At 55.1% G+C, this 18,518-nt stretch carries 17 protein-coding genes; 14 read left to right on the forward strand and 3 right to left on the reverse strand.

Annotated elements, in window-relative coordinates; genetic code table 11:
• Positions 1 to 63: 63 nt before the first annotated feature.
• From EKM97_RS07630 to EKM97_RS07655, 6 genes are all read left to right on the forward strand, one after another.
• Positions 64 to 831, forward strand: coding sequence for an acyl-phosphate glycerol 3-phosphate acyltransferase (locus EKM97_RS07630; protein ID WP_125571804.1), 768 nt, complete (start codon positions 64 to 66; stop codon positions 829 to 831).
• Between the two features lie 11 nt (positions 832 to 842).
• Complete coding sequence (locus tag EKM97_RS07635; RefSeq protein ID WP_125571805.1) at positions 843 to 1,652, forward strand: glycosyltransferase; 810 nt, start codon at positions 843 to 845, stop codon at positions 1,650 to 1,652.
• Positions 1,653 to 2,181: 529 nt separating this feature from the next.
• On the forward strand, positions 2,182 to 3,120 hold the full coding sequence (locus EKM97_RS07640; RefSeq protein ID WP_125571806.1) for a glycosyltransferase family 8 protein: 939 nt from the start codon (positions 2,182 to 2,184) through the stop codon (positions 3,118 to 3,120).
• A complete protein-coding gene (locus tag EKM97_RS07645) occupies positions 3,117 to 3,986 on the forward strand; it encodes a lysophospholipid acyltransferase family protein (RefSeq protein ID WP_125571807.1) in 870 nt (289 codons plus the stop codon). Before EKM97_RS07640 ends, EKM97_RS07645 begins: the two co-directional genes overlap by 4 nt.
• A gap of 50 nt (positions 3,987 to 4,036) precedes the next feature.
• On the forward strand, positions 4,037 to 4,690 hold the full coding sequence (locus tag EKM97_RS07650) for a TetR/AcrR family transcriptional regulator (RefSeq protein WP_125571808.1): 654 nt from the start codon (positions 4,037 to 4,039) through the stop codon (positions 4,688 to 4,690).
• 316 nt (positions 4,691 to 5,006) lie between these two features.
• On the forward strand, positions 5,007 to 5,249 hold the full coding sequence (locus EKM97_RS07655; RefSeq protein ID WP_125571809.1) for a hypothetical protein: 243 nt from the start codon (positions 5,007 to 5,009) through the stop codon (positions 5,247 to 5,249).
• A 221-nt stretch (positions 5,250 to 5,470) separates the two neighbouring features.
• On the opposite strand, the gene EKM97_RS07660 is transcribed toward EKM97_RS07655, so the two are convergent.
• The 3 genes from EKM97_RS07660 to EKM97_RS07665 all read right to left on the reverse strand — a co-directional run bounded on the left by EKM97_RS07660 (position 5,471) and on the right by EKM97_RS07665 (position 9,658).
• Entirely contained in the window at positions 5,471 to 6,769 is a 1,299-nt protein-coding gene (locus EKM97_RS07660; protein ID WP_225419248.1) for a helix-turn-helix domain-containing protein, read from the reverse strand.
• A complete protein-coding gene (locus EKM97_RS12055) occupies positions 6,676 to 7,035 on the reverse strand; it encodes a hypothetical protein (protein WP_225419245.1) in 360 nt (119 codons plus the stop codon). Before EKM97_RS12055 ends, EKM97_RS07660 begins: the two co-directional genes overlap by 94 nt.
• Positions 7,036 to 7,537: 502 nt before the next feature.
• Positions 7,538 to 9,658 (reverse strand): AAA family ATPase, encoded by a 2,121-nt coding sequence (locus EKM97_RS07665; protein WP_125571811.1) that lies wholly within the window; start codon positions 9,656 to 9,658, stop codon positions 7,538 to 7,540.
• Positions 9,659 to 10,341: 683 nt separating this feature from the next.
• Here EKM97_RS07665 and nrdD point away from each other — a divergent pair.
• The 8 genes from nrdD to sufB all read left to right on the forward strand — a co-directional run bounded on the left by nrdD (position 10,342) and on the right by sufB (position 18,397).
• Complete coding sequence (nrdD, locus tag EKM97_RS07670) at positions 10,342 to 12,486, forward strand: anaerobic ribonucleoside-triphosphate reductase (protein ID WP_125571812.1); 2,145 nt, start codon at positions 10,342 to 10,344, stop codon at positions 12,484 to 12,486.
• Between the two features lie 13 nt (positions 12,487 to 12,499).
• Positions 12,500 to 13,081, forward strand: a complete 582-nt coding sequence (gene nrdG / locus EKM97_RS07675; protein ID WP_125571813.1) for an anaerobic ribonucleoside-triphosphate reductase activating protein — start codon at positions 12,500 to 12,502, stop codon at positions 13,079 to 13,081.
• A 75-nt stretch (positions 13,082 to 13,156) separates the two neighbouring features.
• The gene (locus EKM97_RS07680; protein WP_125571814.1) at positions 13,157 to 13,510 is read left to right on the forward strand and encodes a metal-sulfur cluster assembly factor; all 354 of its coding nucleotides are present in this window, start codon (positions 13,157 to 13,159) and stop codon (positions 13,508 to 13,510) included.
• A gap of 15 nt (positions 13,511 to 13,525) precedes the next feature.
• The gene (sufC, locus tag EKM97_RS07685) at positions 13,526 to 14,278 is read left to right on the forward strand and encodes a Fe-S cluster assembly ATPase SufC (protein ID WP_125571815.1); all 753 of its coding nucleotides are present in this window, start codon (positions 13,526 to 13,528) and stop codon (positions 14,276 to 14,278) included.
• A 1-nt stretch (position 14,279) separates the two neighbouring features.
• Positions 14,280 to 15,305, forward strand: a complete 1,026-nt coding sequence (locus tag EKM97_RS07690) for a SufD family Fe-S cluster assembly protein (RefSeq protein WP_125571816.1) — start codon at positions 14,280 to 14,282, stop codon at positions 15,303 to 15,305.
• A gap of 68 nt (positions 15,306 to 15,373) precedes the next feature.
• Positions 15,374 to 16,531 (forward strand): aminotransferase class V-fold PLP-dependent enzyme, encoded by a 1,158-nt coding sequence (locus EKM97_RS07695; RefSeq protein ID WP_125571818.1) that lies wholly within the window; start codon positions 15,374 to 15,376, stop codon positions 16,529 to 16,531.
• The gene (gene sufU, locus EKM97_RS07700) at positions 16,521 to 16,958 is read left to right on the forward strand and encodes a Fe-S cluster assembly sulfur transfer protein SufU (RefSeq protein WP_125571817.1); all 438 of its coding nucleotides are present in this window, start codon (positions 16,521 to 16,523) and stop codon (positions 16,956 to 16,958) included. The genes EKM97_RS07695 and sufU overlap by 11 nt, the downstream gene beginning before the upstream one ends.
• A gap of 2 nt (positions 16,959 to 16,960) precedes the next feature.
• Positions 16,961 to 18,397, forward strand: coding sequence for a Fe-S cluster assembly protein SufB (gene sufB / locus EKM97_RS07705; protein WP_225419247.1), 1,437 nt, complete (start codon positions 16,961 to 16,963; stop codon positions 18,395 to 18,397).
• The last annotated feature ends 121 nt before the right edge of the window (positions 18,398 to 18,518 follow it).

The following is an 18,518-nucleotide window of genomic DNA, read 5'->3' on the forward strand; positions in this document are numbered from 1 at the left end:
ATAATTTTCTGTAAAGATATGATTGAGTAATCACTCAAAGACCACCGAGAGGAGATGCTACTCATGGCGACGACACGAGTCCGCTATTATCAAGCGGAGACGGATGATTTTACATTCAGCGCGGCCCAGAACACGCAGTTACCGCCTGACTATTCATGGCGAGCGAAACCGGCAGTGCCCACACGAATTGTCAGGACGCTGGCGCGGACCATTGGCGGCTGGTACTGCCGACTGGTCTTACACCAGCGGGTTGTGGGCGCAGCCAAACTGCACGCGCTGCCGACGGGGGCCTTCGTTTACGCTAACCATACGCAACCGGTCGGGGATGCGTTCACGCCCTTGGTTGCCGGCCGCGGCCGTAAGGTACGGGTGATGGCGGCGCCGGCGAATCGCGGGGTGCCGGTGATTGGCCCGGTATTGGAATACGGGGGCGGGCTGCTCGTCCCCAGCAGTTTGCATCAGTTGGGCCGATTTGAGCGCGCCGTGCGCAGTGCAGTGGCGGCGGGGGCGCTCGTGACGGTGTATCCGGAGGCCCATGTATGGCCTTACGCGACACTGATCCGGCATTTTGTGCGTGGCAGTATGCACTATCCGGTGGCGACCGGCAGCCCGGTGTACACCGCGACGCGGACTTATCAGCGGCGGGCGGGCCGCAAAAAACCTGCCCAGACGGTTTACATCGACGGGCCATTTTGGCCGGACACGACCGTCAGCAAAAAAGAAGCGCAGCGTGAACTCACGCTGCAAGTGCGCGCGACCATGCAGTGGCGGGCCGCGCAGAGCAACAACTGTCAGTATTACGAATACAGACAGCGAGACGCTCAGAATTAGGAGGTAACAAAATGAACTTACTCTATTGTGGGGACAAGAAAATGGCAGATGGTCTGCTGATTAGCGCATTGAGCATTGCGCGGCAGACCCGGGAACCACTACACGTATACGTTTTGAGTGCGCAGCTAGCGGGCTACAAGGCACTGGCGGAAGCGGATTTGACAACAGTGCGTGCCGCGCTCACGGCGGAAGACGCACTGAGCACGGTGCAATTATTCGACATCACGAACTTATTCATGGCGCAACCACCACGCGCCAACATGGACACGATTTTTACGCCATACTGCATGTTGCGGCTCTACGCTGATCTCGTCCCCGAACTGCCGGACCGACTGCTTTACCTGGATACAGACGTTATTAGTAACGCCAGTCCGCGCGCCTTTTACCGTCAGAATCTGACCGACAAGGAAGTCGTCGGCGTACTCGATTACTACGGCCGCTGGTTCTTTCACAGTCAGTGGCGAGTGGCAGACTACGTGAACTCGGGGGTACTACTGCTCAACTTGGGCCTGATTCGGCAAGATGGCTTGTTCGCCCGTTGCCGGCAGATGTGTGTGGACACCAAGATGTTCATGCCTGACCAGTCGGCATTGAACAAGCTGGCAACGCGCAAAAGCATCGCGCCGCGTCGTTACAACGAGCAACGCCGTTTGCACCGCAACACCGTTTTCCAACACTTCACCACTAGCTTCCGCTTGTTCCCATGGGTGCACACGCTCACGGTTAAGCCGTGGGAGGTGGACCGGGTGCACGATGAACTGCACCTGCATGAATACGATGAACTGCTGGGCGAGTACACACGGCTGAAGCAGACAAACTGAGGAGGGGCGCAGACTGAGTTGCGCTCACCTGGGCAGCTCCCTACTGCACAAGACTGAAACAACCAAAATCCTAAAAGCAGGATTTCGCTGTTAACCGCCTTGTGCTCCGGAGTCTAAGCGCCCAGGTTCGCAGCCTATAGAGTCGCGCTCACCTGGGCAGACGTCTACTGCACAAGACTAAAACAGCCAAAATCCTAAGTACGGGATTTTTGCTGTTTCAGCCTTATGCTTCGACGTCTAAACGCCCAGGTTCGCAGCCTATAGAGTCGCGCTCACCTGGGCAGACGTCTACTGCACAAGACTAAAACAGCCAAAATCCTAAGTACGGGATTTTTGCTGTTTCAGCCTTATGCTTCGACGTCTAAACGCCCAGGTTCGCAGCCTATAGAGTCGCGCTCACCTGGGCAGACGTCTACTGCACAAGACTAAAACAGCCAAAATCCTAAGTGCGGGATTTTTGCTGTTTCAGCCTTGTGCTCCGACGTCTAAACGCCCAGGTTCGCAGCCTACAGAGAGGACAACATTTATTATGACTGAACCAATTTTTTACGCTGTTGATGATGCCTATGTGCCCGCACTCGCGGTTTCCATTCAGTCGCTCATTGCACACACGACGCCTGATAAACAGTATGCCATCGTGATTTTGAATCGCGGCTTGCACTTTGAAAATGAAGCTCGCCTGCGCAGCATGGCGACCGCGAATGTCTCCATCGAACTCGTACCCATGGCACAGCAAATTGCCGCCTGCTTGACGGACACAGGCAACAAACTGCGCGCGGATTACTTTACCCTAACAATTTATTACCGCCTGTTCATCGCGGAGATGTTCCCGCAGTACGACAAGGCACTTTATCTGGATGCTGACACTTTGCTGCGCGGCGACGTTGCGGACTTACTTGCAACCGATGTGCAGGGTAAATTGATGGCTGCGGCCGTGGACCCGCTCATTGCCAATGATCCGCTACTCGCGCGTTATGCAGAACACAGCGTGGGCGTGCCGGCAGCTGATTACGTTAATTCTGGCGTGCTCGTGATGAATCTCAAAGCGATGCGTGACCTGGATTTTGCCAGTCACTTCACATCCCTACTCCAGATTTACAAGTTCAAGAGCATCGCGCCTGACCAGGATTACATCAACGCCATCGCCCATGACCGCTTGGTGCACATCACGTCCGAATGGAACATGCAAGAAGAGACGCCCGATGGGGATGCCAAGTTGGTACACTACAACCTCTTTAAGAAGCCTTGGCATTATCGGGACGTACCTTACGCTGACGAATTCTGGCAGCACGCCGCGCAGACACCTTTTAGTGACCAACTCCGCGGACAACTGGCGGCTTATAGCGCCGTGGATGTGGCGGCTGACGAAACACATATGACGCAGATGGTGGCGCACGCTGGGGACATCACCGATGATGCGGGCAGTTTTGGCGTCATTCAGCGCACGCAAAAGGCGGTGCGGCTATGACACCGGCAGACCGCTTGCTGCAGGCTGATCACCGGGCTGCGGTGCACAACATTGCGTTGGCTGCTGCGGCTGGCACCTTCAACGTGAAAGTGGAGGCGGGCGATCCGCAGCTGAGTGGGGATGCGCAAAAGGCACTGCTCACGCAGTATGCCAGCCGTCGCGCTGGCCTCACCTTTCGTTCGCAGAGTCTCAGCGCACGCGAGCTTATGAACGTGGCGGGCCGCGTGGTGACGCGGGACGTGCGGATTAGTGGGCAAGCGCGTCTGGCCAGCATTCCAGGTGGCGCTATTGTGACGTCCAACCACTTCTCGCCACTGGAGAATCTCTTCGTACGGCGCACGGTTGCCGGCCACCGTTTGCGGATTGTGAGTCAGCTGACGAATTTTGCCATGACCGGCTTCACCGGCTACTTCATGCGCTATGGGGACACTATTCCGGTGAGTGGTGATCGTGAGTGGTTTGGCCGCCAGTTTCCGGGAATTCTGCAGGACGCGCTGGATGCGCGCCAGTGGGTGCTGATTTATCCGGAGCAAGAGATGTGGTTTAATTACCGGAAACCGCGGCCCTTGCAGCGGGGCGCCTACTACTACGCTGCCCGCTTCGGGGTGCCGGTGGTGTCGCTGTTTGTGAGTATGTATGACACTGGCCGACCGGTTAGTGCGGACTTTAACGCGGTGCGTTATGCCGTTGAGGTGTTGCCCGTGCTGTGGCCGAAACCAGAGCTGGATGTGCGAGCGGCCAGCAAGGATTTGCAGCGGCGCGACACCGTGCAGAAGGCGGCCGCGTACGCGCGGGCGTATGGGCATGAACCTGTGCCCGAATTTTCGCCACGCGATATTGCCGGTTGGCGGCATGACTGGTGCTAGGCTTGCTTTTCGCTCGGTAATCGCTTACTTTTGAGAGCGGGAGTTAGTGAATGGGGTGTGATGAGTTGGATGAGAGTTTCGATGTTCTGGATCAAAATAGTGTCTTTGATGGTTACACGGATAAACAGCGCCGGATTCTGAGTGCTGCAATCGATGTGTTTGCGGAAAAAGGCTACGCCAATAGTAGTACGCACGAAATTGCCAAGCGGGCGGGGGCAGCTGAGGGTAATATCTTCAGCAAGTTTGGCAATAAGCAGGGCCTGCTGAGTGCGATTATTAACCCCGTCGTGCAGTTCGTCTTTCCGGCGATGGTGCGCGAGTTCGCCAGCACGCAGCTGACTCGGGAATACGCGAGTCTGCACAGCTTTATCAGTTCGATTATCATGAACCGCATGGTGCTCCTGCGTGTGAACACGAATGCCAAGGTGCTCAAAATTTTCCTGTCCGAGCTGGTTTACAGCGAAAACGTGCGGGAGCAGGTAATCGCGAACGTGCCGAGTCAATACTGGCAGGTGATGGACGCGGAACTGGATAACCTTAAGCAGCGCGGGCTGATGGTCAATTGGGATAATCACGAAATTATGCGCCTGCTGCTGATTATGGCTGGGGGGACACTCGGCAGCGTGCTGCTCTTCAAACAGGAGCTGACCGGTGATGCCGCCCAGCACCTGATTGAGGCGATTACCAAGGCGTTAACACCGTGACTGCTGATTAAACTGAAGTTCAAAAGGCTCTCGGAATTGCCCAACTATAAATGCTGGGTATTCCGGGAGCCTTTTTGAAGTTGAAAGATGGATAATTAGCATGACAGTGGCGAAATTCATATAATAATTGCAAATATACACTTACAATGTTACTGATAATAAGAATATTGGTGAATTATAAATAACATAATACTTATCGGGTTTTCGGAAATGGTGCCGTTTGCTAAACGAACATGACGCCCGTTGCGAGTTCGTTCGGGGTATGCTTATTCTATCAACAGGGGCAGCAGCGCCTGCCTGAAGGGTGGTGTACTTAATGGAGATTTCTCTGCATAACGTTGAGTCTGTATTGCGGGCAACCAAGGAACCATTATCCGCAAGCGAGATTCTGAGCTTTTTGGGCAAAGAGGCGACGAAAGAGAACTCGTTTATTCTCGACAGTCTCTGTAAGTATTCTGTGAATGTCAACCACCGTTACCGCGTGACGGCAAACGGAATCAGCAGTGTGTACGAATACCACGTTGATTTGGCAAACGCAAAGCAAGCTGTGCAATTATAATTGTGCGTGGGTCCGAGGAGTAAGAACCCAGTAATAAAAAGTGGGGCTGTGCCAAAAGGCGGTTAGCTCCCAATATACAAGCAGGCTCCGGCCGGAATCCCGAACTTAGGATTCTGGCCGGAGCCTGCTTGTATGTTAGGGAGTTGCCTTTTGGCGCGCGACCACAGTGTAATGTTCGTGCGCTAAAGACTTTTGTCACAGTCCCCGCTTTTTACGTTCAATTATGCTTGCGGTGCAGTCGCGGCAGACTTCTGATCGGCAATCGTCATTATCCGGCGCATCAGCGCGGGCATCTCGTTAATGTCGTGCTCGGGGTTCCAGTAAAGGACGTGTTCGCGCGCGGCGTTGGAACGCAGCCGCTCGGCAGTCGTGAAGTCACCCGTCATTTCTGCAATCATCGGGTCGATGCTGGTCGAAGCGGTGATGATAATGTCCGCTTCGCTCTGCGAACTGTCGGGCAAAAGGCTAATGACGCCAGTCGTGGTCAGCAGATTCATCAAGTCCACGATGTCTGAATCAAGGAATTCGAGTTCCAGACGTACCAGCACTTGCGGCCGGGGGGCGTATTCGTTGAGCACCGGCAGCATCACCGTGAGCAGTGTGCGCGCAATCTCCGGCAGGAAGCGACTAAAGACATGTGTCGGTTCACGGGTGGGGATGGTGCGGATGTAGTCACTGATGACGTCCGTCAACTTCTGCCGGGAACGCAAGGCCTCTTCATCCGCACTTTCAATGCGGTTAACCGTGGTGAAACGCCCACCCACAATGTAGTAGGTGTAAACGACCCGGTAGAGGTTGGTAATGACTGTTTGGTTGGCATTCAGGTAGGCACGCGCCAGTGGTGTCATCTGCGCTTGGACTGCCTTGATGACGCCTTGTACCAGCTGGGTGACGGGAGTGCTCCGGTCCTCAAAGAACTTGCGGACGTACTGTTGAAGTTTCGTGTCCTGAGCTGAATAGTTGAGTCGCGAGACTGAATTGAAAATCACGTACTTGGATTCGGCATTCAGTTGGTGCGGCGCTAACTTCGGGAAGTTCTCGCTGTTGAAGATCGGAATTTCCGGAATTTTGTCCGTATGCATCACGTTAAACGCACTGCTCGGGGTGAAGAAGTGGCGGCAGTTAATGCGCATGACCTGCAGGCCCAAAACAATGCGCTCGCGGCTGGTCACGAATGCAGTTTGCTGAAAATGTTGCCACTCACGCCATTGGTGGAGCGCTTCACACATGCTGGTGATTTTGGCCTCAGACACGCCGCGCAGGGGCCAAGTCTTGCCGTTGTACAGATCAGTGTAAATCGACTCCAAGAAGATGCGAATTGAGAGCTCGTTGCCGGTAAGCGTCCAGTTGCGAATGTCTAGGACTACGCCCTGGCTGACTAGGTATTCCCGGAAGGGTTCAATCTTGCGGCGCATGGTGGAGACGCTCACGCCTTGTTTCTTGGCGAATTCAGCCATGTTGAGCGTCTCGCCCTGGAAAATTTGGTCGTAAAACTCGAAGGTGGCGGACTCGCAGAGCAGGTAGTAACGGTAATCCTCGGTCGCAATGCCGACGGAGACACGCGAAAGTCGGTCGCAGCAGCCGCCGCATCGTTGCCGAGTTGTGTCTGCATCGCCTGCAGGTCACTAATCATCGACTCAGTGGCATGTTGCGCTTTGGAATAGGAACTATTCATCGCTTTAGCAATCTGGGCGACAGTGATGGATTGCGTGCTGCGTTCGTTCAGGTACTTGAACACGTTGTATTTGGTTGCCGTGGTGCCTTCCAGAAAGAAACGTTCGTACATCTTCTCACCTCCTGCTGACGAATAAGACAGGTATGAGCCAGCCGCCGGTTATTTTGGTGACGTGGTTCGACTAACACTTTCACTCTTAATAGTAATTGTAGCATTCCTGTGTGTGCGTTCAATTTCGAAAAGATCTGTTGATTATTTATCTTGTTAACTTAAGTTCCATTTAATCATAGCAATAAGTTTGCATACTCGCAACAAAAAGTGTGCGCAAAAGGACTCAACGACGCAGAATTTGCCCAATTACGGGCGATTAGCCAACTTTTCAATCTCCAATCGCTTTTTATTAATTAAACGATTAGATTTGCATATTACTGTTATGCTGGAATCTTCCTTGCTAGTCACGCTGAATCTAGCGTCGTTTCTGTTATTGCCAAACTGCCGGGAGTGGTGTTTTTATATTGGTGGTCGAGCATATGCAGTGTCTGCTGCAGCGTTGCGTTTATAGACAAACACAGACCCCACCGCACAAAAATCGTGTGGTGGGGTCTGCATTCGTTTACTTAGCAGCGTCAGTGCCACTGATGACAATCTGGTCATCAACCAGGTCAGCCTGCAACTGCTTGTCGTCCAGGTGATCCAGGTAGTAGTCGGTCACCTTGTCGCGGATGTTGCGTTCGATGACCCGACGCAATGGCCGTGCGCCCATGGCTTCGTCGTAACCCTGCTCAATGAGCCATGCCTTGGCGTCGCTGGAGACCGTCAGGCTAATGTCTTTCTTTGCAAGGGTGCGGTTAACGTCCGTGAGCATCAGGTCAACAATTTTGCCCAAATCATCCTTGGTCAGGTGGCTGAATTCCACAATACCGTTGAAACGGTTGAGGAATTCGGGACGGAAGAATGGGGCCAAGCGGGTCATGAGATCGAGGTCCTTATCTTCCTTGCCAGTGATGGCTTCGTTGCCGAAACCAGCGTTACTGGTGGCGATGACGACCGTGTTCTTGAAGTCGACCACGTTGCCCTGGCCATCAGTCAGACGGCCATCGTCCAGAACCTGGAGCAGGAGTGTGAGGACCTGCGGGTCGGCCTTTTCGATTTCATCCAGCAGGACGATGGAGTACGGGTTGCGGCGAACTTGTTCCGTCAGCGTGTTACTGTTGTCGTCGTAGCCCACGTAGCCGGCGGTGGTCCCAATGAGCTTGGAAACCGCGGTGCGGTCGGAGTATTCAGACATGTCCAGCCGGATGATGGAATCCTTGTTGCCAAACAGGTCGAGGGCGAGCTGCTTAGCCAGTTCGGTCTTCCCGACCCCAGTTGGCCCGACAAAGAGGAAGCTCCCGATTGGGCGACTGCCTTCGTCAAAGCCGGCCCGGTTGCGGCGGATGGCCCGAGCGACCATTTCGACCGCTTCATCCTGGCCAATAACCTTGCCCTTCAGTCGGTCGGCGATGCCCTTTAAGTGCTCGATGTCAGACGCCCCCATCTGGGCAACCGGAATCCCGGTCAAGCGTTCAACGGCCTGCGCAACGTCGTCCTTAGTGGCAACGACGATTTCCTGCTTGTCGTCAGCGCTCTTGAGCTGAGTTTGCACGTCATCGAGCTGCTTCTTAAGTGTCGCGGCCTTTTCAAAATCTTCGGCTTTAGCAGCTTCGTCCTTAGCCTTGCTCAATTCGCTGGCCTTTTGTTCAAGGGCGGCGCGGTCGTGAGCGGGGTGCTTAGCGGCTAAGTGGGCGGCGGTCATGTCCAGCAGGTCGATGGCCTTGTCGGGCAGACTGCGCTGCGGAATGTACTGGGTGGAGTAGTCGACAGCGGCGTGCAAAACGTCATCTGGCAACTGCACGTTGTGGTGCTTTTCGTAAAGCCCCTTGATGCCCTGGAGAATTTTGAACGTGTCCTCTGGGCTGGGTTCGTTGATGGTAACGTCGTTGAAGCGGCGGGCGAGGGCGGCGTTCTTCATGATGGTGTTGCGGTATTCATCCTGGGTGGTGGCACCGATGACGGTGAGTTCACCACGGGAAAGGGCAGGCTTGATGATGTCAGCCAGGCCCTTGCTGCCGTCTTCACCACCAGCGGCACCAGCGCCGAGTATCTGGTGGATCTCATCGAAGAACAGAATGACGTTGCCAGCCGCCTTTACTTCCTTGACCAGGTTCTGGATGTTCTGTTCGAAAGAACCCCGGTACTGGGTACCGGCTTCCAGGTTGGCGAGGTCGATGGAGTAAATCTGCTTGCCGCGGATGGCTTCCGGAACATCGCCAGCGACAATTGCCTGCGCGAGTCCTTCGACCACCGCGGTCTTCCCAACCCCGGCGTCCCCGACGAGGATGGGGTTGTTCTTGGTCCGCCGACTGAGAATCTCGGCGGTTTCCTGGATTTCCTTATCGCGACCAATCACGGGGTCGAGCATCCCGGCTTCAGCTTCAGCCGTCAAATTACGGCCGAGCTTCTCGAGAATACCGCCTTTCTTGACTGCAGCGTTCTCGCCGTTGTCGACGGGAATCTCCTTGCCACCATCTGCGGGCAACTTGCCGGTTGCCCGGTACTGGGCGAATTCATCGGCAGTCAGTTCGTGGCCGTTCACGACGTAGCGGGCACTTTCACCGCTACCCATGTGCTGCATCATCGCGTTCAGAAAATCATCCATATCATTGTTAAAAAACGAGTCGTTGTAACTTGCCATTGCGTTATCCTCCTATTTTGCCGGGGCTGTGACAAAAGGCGAAGCGTCTTTGTCAAAATTATCCCCGTTGATTGCGTAAAGAAAGGGCACCGTCATTCGACGCCGCCTCATCCCAACTCATGTTCGGATGCCTTGGTTCTGTGCACCTCTTGTTTACATAATACATTATGCCACATTCTTAGCACTCCTGCAATGGGAGTGCTAAAATATTTGCAATTATTTTTGCAAAAATGTACCAAATGCCTTTACACGGGCGTTTGGTAAGTCAAAAAAATCATCCAAATTTCGCGAATCTTACAGAACGTGAATGATTTCAAACAAATTGTGCAAACAAAATTGTACTTTTTTGTCAAAACGAGCCGTTCCCACAGGACACGGGTGTGTTAATCCGGCTGCCTGCAATCGTCCGTCCTGTGATGCAGATAATGGTAGATCTGTGTGCACAACTTGAACACCTGCCGCAGGTTACTGTGGATTAATATCAAGAATTTAGTAAAGCGCATTCACCTACTAAATATTAGTGCTGTTTTTTAACTCAATTGATGAATACGCCCAAGCCGCATCCCCATGCTCTTTATGCACATGGCAACATTATCTAGTTAGTTGTTCGCCTTTTACCCACTATATATAGTGGTGAACTCGGGCTATAATACTAAAAGAGCTAAGAAGGGACGGGAATTGTGATGGATGCAGTGGCAGAAAAAACGGTGATTGAAAAACGTGGGGGCAACCAGGAGCCGTTCAGCACGGTGAAGCTGCGCATGAGTGCTAGCGCTGCTTTGCGTGCCAGCGGGTTAGCTGACGATGTGGACTACACGGACCTGCTGACGGCAGGGACCGAGTGCCATAGCAGCGAGGAACTGGCCCAGTTAACAGAGGACTGGCTGGCCAGCCAGTCCGCAAAAGCTGCTGCCACCTACCACGAATTCCGGCAAAAGGCGATTGCAAAGCGCGCCGCCGATAAGGACCTGAACGTGGCCTTGGGTAAGCTTTTGCACAAGGATTCCACCGTGGTGAACGAGAACGCGAACAAGGATAGTGACGTGTTTAACACCCAACGTGACCTCACGGCAGGCACGATTGCGCGGGCCACGGGGCTCAAGATGCTACCACCAGCCGTTGCCAATGCCCACATTAAGGGGGACATTCACTGGCACGATCTGGATTATCAACCATACAGTCCCATGACCAACTGTTGCTTGATTGACTTCAAGGGCATGATGGCCAATGGTTTCAAGATTGGTAATGCCAGCATGGGGACCCCGCAGTCGATTCAGACCGCGGTGCTGCAAATGGTGCAGATCATCGCCAGTGTGGCCTCCAGCCAGTATGGCGGCTGCTCCTCCGACCGCACGGATGAGGTGCTCGCCCCGTACGCCATGAAGAATTACGAGCGGCACTTGGCCGATGCGCAGCAGTGGATTGACGATCCTGATCGTCAGGAAGCCTATGCCCGCAGTAAAACCTCTGCGGACATCACCCAGGCAATGGAAAGCTTGGAATACCAGATCAACACGTTGTACAGCTCGCAGGGGCAGACGCCGTTTACGACGGTTGGTTTTGGCCTCGGGACAAGCTGGGCCGCCGTTGAAATCCAAAAGGCTATTTTGCGAACCCGCATTAAGGGTCTCGGCACTGAGCGGCGCACGGCCATCTTCCCGAAGCTGGTCTTCACGATCAAGCGCGGACTCAACTTAAACCCAGGCGATCCGAATTATGACGTGAAGAAGCTGGCGCTGGAGTGTGCCACTAAGCGCATGTACCCCGACGTCTTGATGTATGACAAAATCGTGGAACTCACTCGCAGCTTCAAAGCACCGATGGGCTGCCGCAGCTTTTTGCAGGGCTGGCGCGACGAGAACGGCAATGAAGTCAACTCAGGGCGCATGAACCTTGGCGTGGTGACGGTCAACTTGCCGCGCATTGCGCTGGAGTCCGGTGGGGACATGGATCAGTTCTGGGCATTGCTCGACGCGCGTCTGGACGTTTGCCACGAGGCCCTCGCCTTCAAAATTAAGCGCGCCAAACAGGCCAGTCCGAAGAATGCGCCAACGCTGTACATGTACGGGGCGTTTGGCAAGCGCCTAGATCCTGACGGTGATGTCGATGACTTGTTCAAAAACGGTCGTGCCACCGCCAGTCTCGGTTACATTGGACTGTATGAAGTCGGCACCGTCTTTTTTGGCCCCGACTGGGAACACAACAAGCGGGCCAAGGATTTCACCATTGCCGTGGTGAAGTCACTGTATGACCACTGCAAGCAGTGGGAAGCTGCAGAAGGCTACCACTACTCTGTTTACTCCACACCATCTGAGAGTCTGACCGACCGTTTCTGCCGGATGGACACGGAGAAGTTTGGCGTGATTCCGAACATTACCGATAAGGAGTACTACACGAATAGCTTCCACTACGACGTGCGCAAGACGCCAACGCCGTTTGAGAAACTGGATTTTGAAAAGGATTACCCGAAGTACTGTTCCGGTGGCTTTATCCACTACTGTGAGTACCCGAACTTGAAGCAGAACCCCAAGGCTTTGGAAGCCGTGTGGGACTTCGCTTACGACCGGGTGGGTTACTTAGGAACAAATACACCGATTGACCAGTGTTTCAAGTGCGGCTTTAAGGGTGAGTTTGAAGCGACGGCCAAGGGCTTCAAGTGCCCTGACTGTGGCAACACTGACCCCAAGACTTGTGACGTGGTCAAACGTACCTGCGGTTATCTCGGTAACCCAAACCAGCGGCCAATGGTGCACGGCCGGCACATGGAAATCGTCAGCCGGCGCAAGCACATGAGTTTTGGCAACGACCAGGTTGCTGGTGGCAAATAGGAAGGGGGCAACTATGCCGGAAAAGAGAAAATTACCAAATAACCCCAAACCAGGCGAATGGACCGCGGAGCAGTACTCGCTGCAGTACGTCGCCAGCTACAAGCCCTTCAACTTCGTCGACGGTGAAGGTGTGCGTTGCTCGCTGTACGTGTCCGGGTGCAACTTCAATTGCCCAGGTTGCTACAACAAGGCCGCGCAGAACTTTCACTATGGCAAACCCTACACGCAGGAACTGGAAGACCAGATTATTAAGGACATGAGTCAAAGCTACGTGCAGGGTTTGACCTTGCTGGGCGGGGAGCCCTTCCTCAATACGCAGGTCTGCATCCGCTTGTGCAAACGAATCCGGGCTGAATTCGGTCACGATAAGGATATTTGGAGTTGGACCGGCTACAAGTGGGACGAGCTGATGCAGGAAACCCCGGATAAGTTGGAATTGCTATCGTTGCTTGATATTCTGGTGGATGGCCGCTTCTTGGAGGCGGAAAAGGACTTAACCTTGCAGTTCCGGGGCAGTGCTAACCAGCGGATTATTGATGTACCGGAATCTCTGCGGACTGGTGACGTGGTGATTTGGAAGGACCTTGTTCGTTAAGTGGTCAGTTGAACGTCAAGAAGGTCGTGTCAATTCGCGGACACGACCTTTTCTTACATAGAAAAGGGTGCACAGATGACAGAACGGACGTTAAATGATTTTGGGGTGAGCTGCACCGGGATTGATGATGCGCTCAGCGTTCAGCTCGCGGCGGCGCTGCAGCGTGCCGTCGATCCGGAACTGGGTGTGGATATGCTAAACATGGGGCTGGTGTACCGGATGAGAAAGTCCGGCCCGCACGCTTACCAGGTGCAAATGTTGCTGACGCAAATTGGGTGTCCGCTCACAGATTACCTTGAGAAGATGGTGTTGCACGCCCTCCAGTTAGTGGATGCGGACGTTGACGCGCAGATTCAATTTTGCTTGCAACCAGCTTGGACGCCGGCGCGGATGAGTCGCGTCGCGCGCATGCAACTGGGTGTGCATTAGGGAAGGAATACGATTGTGAAAAGTTTAGAAGTGAAAAACCTGCACGTGGCGGTCAAAACCGAAACGGGGCAAAACGAAATCCTGCGCGGGGTCAACCTGCGCATTAATGCCGGTGAAATTCACGCGGTCATGGGTCCGAACGGTACCGGTAAATCTACGCTTTCGGAAACCATTATGGGCAATCCCCACTACCTGGTGACCGAAGGGGATATTCTGATTGATGGACAAAGTATCCTCAACCAGGGCGTGGACGCACGGGCGCGCGCCGGACTATTCCTAGCGATGCAGTACCCACCAGCCATTGCGGGCATTACCAACGCGGAATTCATCCGCGCGGCGGTGAACAGCCGGCGTGCGCCGGAAGATCAAGTTGGCGTCGCCGCTTTTTTGAACGAACTGGATCAGCACCTGGCCGAGCTCAAAATGGATCCCGACATGGCGGAACGTTATCTGAACGCCGGTTTCTCCGGTGGCGAGAAGAAGAAAAACGAAATTCTGCAACTGCTGATGATTAAACCGGGACTCGCCATTCTGGATGAAATTGATTCGGGCTTGGATATTGATGCGCTGCGAATTGTGGCTGGCGGCGTGAACAGCATGCGCGGCCCTGAATTCAGTAGCCTCATCATTACGCATTATCAACGTTTGCTCGATTACATCGTGCCCGACGTGGTGCACGTCATGAAGGATGGGCGCATCATTGAAAGCGGCGGTCCTGAGCTAGCTAAGCAGCTGGAACACACGGGCTACGAGCAGCTGGAGGATTAAGATGGGCGAGACTAAAGACGAAACGCAGCAGTGGCCGCAGTTGCCCAAGGCCAGTTGGGCGCGCCTCTTGCGACCAAGTGAGTCGGCGGCCACTGCCAGTCCGCATTTTGATTTGCCCGCTGGCGTGCAGCTCGCAAAAGCCGCGACCTTGCCGACCGCAAGCGACAAACTAGACGCAGCGCTGCGGCAGCAGCCAACGCAACTCACGCTGACCATTCCCGCTGACTGGCATGGGGGACGGCCGGTGACCATCGACGCGGATGCGCAGAGCAGTTGTGTGCTTGTGATTAATGTCGGCGCTGGCGCCCACGTTCACCTGCGGGAGACTTGGCACGGCCGCAATGAGGCTCAATTGCACCTGCTCGTGCACCTCAAAATTGGCTTCGGCGCGGTTGTGCGCTATGACACCCTCGATTTACTCACGGGTGACGTGGCCATCTACCGCCATGCTAAACTCGCCGAGCAGGCGCAACTGGATTGGCACGCGGCAACACTGGGCGAGTGCAGCGGCGGCGTGCAGCACACGGTGGACTTGAACGGCCGCAGTAGCCGGACGAACGTGCGCATGGCAGCGCTCGCCGGTGGCAATGCGAATCTCTACGTGACGACAACGGTGAATAATCGTGGTCGGGCGACACAGGGGCTCATTAATCAGCACGGCGTTCTCACCGCTGCAGCCAAAATGGTGCTCACCGGGATTGGCGCCATCATGCTCGGGGCGCGCGGCAGTGACGCCCAGCAGGAGAACCGAGTGCTCATGTTATCCGACAAGGCGGTGGGCGAGGCGAACCCGCTGCTGCTAATTGACGAAAACGACGTGACGGCCGGTCACGCCGCAAGCGTTGCCGCCGTTGATGCGCAGCAGTTGTATTATTTGATGAGTCGCGGCTTAGAGCGGACGGTGGCATTGCGTTTAGTCGTGCGCGGCTTTTTGCTTAGTTTGCTACCAGACGATTTACCGGCGCAACAGCTGGCCGCAGTACAGAATGTGATTGAAGCGCAATTGATTGCGGGGGATAAAGCTTGAGTGAAGAATTAACTAAGCAGTGGCGCGCGGATTTTCCGTTATTTACCGCGCAGCCGGATCTGGTATACATGGATCAAGGCGCAACGGGGCAGTACCCGCAGCCGGTAATTGATGCGATGATGAATTTTGCAACGACCGGCAATGCGCCTGTGCACCGCGGCTTGTACCGGCTGGCTTACGATGCCACCAGTGCGTTTGAAGGCGTGCGCCAGCAGGTTGCGGATTTCATTGGAGCGCGCACGGCCAACGAAATAGTGTTCACCAGTGGCACAACCGCGGCGATTAATCTGGTTGCCCAGTCTTTCGGCCGGTTATTTGTCGACCAGGGTAGCGAGGTGCTGGTTAGTGTGGCGGAACACCACAGTAACTTCCTGCCGTGGCAGCGTTTGTGCGAGCAGACCGGCGCTAAGCTCGTTGTGGCACCTATCACTGCGGATGGCGCCATTGATGAGCAGTGGGTACTGGCGCATATTAATGTCCACACCCGCATTGTGGCTTTGGCGCAGGAAACAAACGTCAGCGGCGCGCGCCTGCAAGACGCTCGTGCGATTGCGGATCGGGTGCACGCGAATGGCGGTTATTTGCTCCTGGATGGCGCCCAAGGCCTGGCGCATCAGGCCGTTGATGTGCAGGCATTAGGGTGCGATTTTTACGCCTTTTCCGGACACAAAATCTATGGACCTAGTGGTATCGGTTGTCTCTACGGCCGGCAGGAACTGCTCACCGAAATGCCCCCAGTGACCTTGGGTGGCGGCATGATTGAGGAAGTGTCAATCCGCGGTGCCAGCTGGCTGCCTGCGCCGGAGCGTTTTGAGGCAGGCAGTCAAAATGTGCTCGGTGTCATTGGTCTGGGTGCGGCGATTGACTATCTGCAACCGCGGCGCGCGGCCATTACTAGCTATTGCAGCACCTTAACTCGGCAGTTGCGTCAGCAGCTGGCGGCGATTCCGGATGTACAACTGTACAGCAGTCAGGCTGCCTGCGCGACGCTCAGCTTCAACCTCGATGGTGTGCACGCCCACGATCTGGCGACTTTTCTGGACGAGCAAAATATTGCCGTGCGTGCGGGGCATCATTGTGCGCAGCCGCTGATGCATGCGCTGGCTGTGCCGGCAGTGGTGCGGGCGACATTGGGCGCGTATACCAGCGTACGGGACGGCCAGCGCCTGGTAGCCGCAGTTCAGCAAGCCCGTGAATTCTTCGGAGGTGAGTCTCATGGCGCTTAACCGCCTGCAGCAACTTTATCGTAGCGTGATTGTTGAAGCTGCTGCCAAGCCGGCCACTTGGGGCGACGTGAGCGGGGCAGTGCCCGTGCACGCGGTGAATCCAAGTTGTGGCGACAAGTTGGAGCTCGCACTCCGGCTGGATGAAACTGGCCGCATCAGCGGACTGGCGGTGCCCACCACGGGCTGCACGATTAGTCAGGCGAGCGCGAGTTTGCTCGTTGGTGTGGTCGCCGGCAAGACGCGCGCCGAGGCCTTGACGTTAACTGACGAGTTTATCGCGATGATTCGCGAGGGAACGCCGGCTCCCGCCGCATTGGGGGATGCCGCGGCGCTTGCCAGTGTGCACGAGTTTCCGGCGCGGGTGAAGTGCGCACTATTAGCATGGACGGCACTGCGCCAGGCATTAGGGGCGAAAGGAGCAGCTTAATTTTGCCAGAAACTAAGAATAGCAAGAATAACGAGGACGTGGCCGAGCAGGTTGACTTCTTAGACGATACGCAGCCGCAAGCCGCGCAAGTTGATTACCCGCCACTTTACTCAACGGGGCGCGGGCTCAGTGCGGACGTGGTGCGTCAGATTTCGCGGGCGAAGCATGAGCCGCAATGGATGCTGGATATTCGGCTCCAGGCCTACGCCACCTTTCAGCAGATGCCGGATCCGCACTTTGGCCCAGACCTTTCCGGACTAGATTTAGATGCGATTCGTTATTACCAAAAGGCGACCGATCGTCCCGTGCGCAGCTGGGATGAGGTGCCCGACACGCTCAAGCAAACCTTTGAGCAGATGGGCGTGCCACAGGCGGAGCGGCAGTATTTAGCCGGCGCGAGTGCGCAATTCGAGTCTGAAGTGGTGTACAACCACTTGCAAGAAGACATTCAGGCCAAGGGCATTATTTTCTGCGACATGGATACGGCGCTGCGCGAACACCCAGATTTGGTGCGGCAGTATTTTGGCCAGCTAATTCCGGCCGCAGACAACAAGTACACGGCGCTAAACACGGCGGTGTGGTCGGGTGGCAGCTTTTTGTACGTACCCCGAGACGTGTATTTGGACACCCCATTGCAGGCCTTTTTCCGCATCAACGCGGGTAGCACCGGCCAATTCGAGCGCACCCTCATTATTGTGGAGCCAGGTGCGCACATTAACTACGTGGAAGGCTGCACGGCACCGACCTATTCGGAGGATAGCCTGCACGCAGCAGTTGTTGAAGTCTTCGTCAAACACGACGCCTATGCGCGCTACACGACCATTCAGAACTGGAGCAACAATGTTTACAGTCTGGAAACCAAGCGGGCGTCAGCGGATGCGAACGCGACGATGGAGTGGGTTGACGGTAATTTGGGTAGCAAAATCACGATGAAGTACCCCTCTGTTTATCTGAACGGCGAAGGTGCGCACGGCACCATGTTGTCCATCGCGGTGGCTGGCAAGGGCATTGACCTCGACTCTGGCGCCCGCATGATTCACAACGCACCAAACACCAGCTCATCGATTGTCAGCAAGTCGATTGCTAAAGACGGTGGCGCAACTGATTATCGCGGCACCATCCGTTTCACGGAAAAGGCACACGGCGCGTTTGCTCACGTCGAGTGCGACACCATCTTGATGGATGAAGACAGTCGCAGCGACACGATTCCGATTAACGAAATCAAGTGCAGCGATGTGGCGATGGAGCACGAAGCGAAGGTCAGCAAGGTGTCGGAAGAGCAGCTTTACTACCTGATGAGTCGTGGGTTGGGCGAGGCAAAGGCGACTGAGATGATCATCATGGGTTTTGTCGAGCCTTTCGCCAAGGAATTGCCGATGGAATACGCCGTCGAATTGAACCGCCTCATCAAGATGGAGATGGTCGGCTCGGTGGGCTGAAGCTGTCCGTCAGCGTAAGCATTTTGGCGACGGAGTCGCGCCGAGCCTCTGCGGCGTTTTCACAACTACTACTAGGTGGGCGGTGGGGTCGGCAACTCCGGCAGGAGTGCACTTGCGCTTC

The organism is Lacticaseibacillus songhuajiangensis, assembly GCF_003946025.1.
GTDB classification, from domain to species: Bacteria; Bacillota; Bacilli; order Lactobacillales; family Lactobacillaceae; genus Lacticaseibacillus; species Lacticaseibacillus songhuajiangensis.

Coding starts and splice junctions, on each gene's coding strand:
- EKM97_RS07650 (WP_125571808.1), top strand. CDS start 4,037: ATGGGGTGTGATGAGTTGGATGAGAGTTTCGATGTTCTGGATCAAAAT.
- EKM97_RS07665 (WP_125571811.1), bottom strand. CDS start 9,658: ATGGCAAGTTACAACGACTCGTTTTTTAACAATGATATGGATGATTTT.
- nrdD (WP_125571812.1), top strand. CDS start 10,342: ATGGATGCAGTGGCAGAAAAAACGGTGATTGAAAAACGTGGGGGCAAC.
- sufU (WP_125571817.1), top strand. CDS start 16,521: ATGGCGCTTAACCGCCTGCAGCAACTTTATCGTAGCGTGATTGTTGAA.
- EKM97_RS07635 (WP_125571805.1), top strand. CDS start 843: ATGAACTTACTCTATTGTGGGGACAAGAAAATGGCAGATGGTCTGCTG.
- EKM97_RS07690 (WP_125571816.1), top strand. CDS start 14,280: ATGGGCGAGACTAAAGACGAAACGCAGCAGTGGCCGCAGTTGCCCAAG.
- nrdG (WP_125571813.1), top strand. CDS start 12,500: ATGCCGGAAAAGAGAAAATTACCAAATAACCCCAAACCAGGCGAATGG.
- EKM97_RS12055 (WP_225419245.1), bottom strand. CDS start 7,035: ATGTACGAACGTTTCTTTCTGGAAGGCACCACGGCAACCAAATACAAC.
- EKM97_RS07645 (WP_125571807.1), top strand. CDS start 3,117: ATGACACCGGCAGACCGCTTGCTGCAGGCTGATCACCGGGCTGCGGTG.
- EKM97_RS07695 (WP_125571818.1), top strand. CDS start 15,374: ATGGATCAAGGCGCAACGGGGCAGTACCCGCAGCCGGTAATTGATGCG.
- EKM97_RS07655 (WP_125571809.1), top strand. CDS start 5,007: ATGGAGATTTCTCTGCATAACGTTGAGTCTGTATTGCGGGCAACCAAG.
- EKM97_RS07630 (WP_125571804.1), top strand. CDS start 64: ATGGCGACGACACGAGTCCGCTATTATCAAGCGGAGACGGATGATTTT.
- EKM97_RS07640 (WP_125571806.1), top strand. CDS start 2,182: ATGACTGAACCAATTTTTTACGCTGTTGATGATGCCTATGTGCCCGCA.
- EKM97_RS07680 (WP_125571814.1), top strand. CDS start 13,157: ATGACAGAACGGACGTTAAATGATTTTGGGGTGAGCTGCACCGGGATT.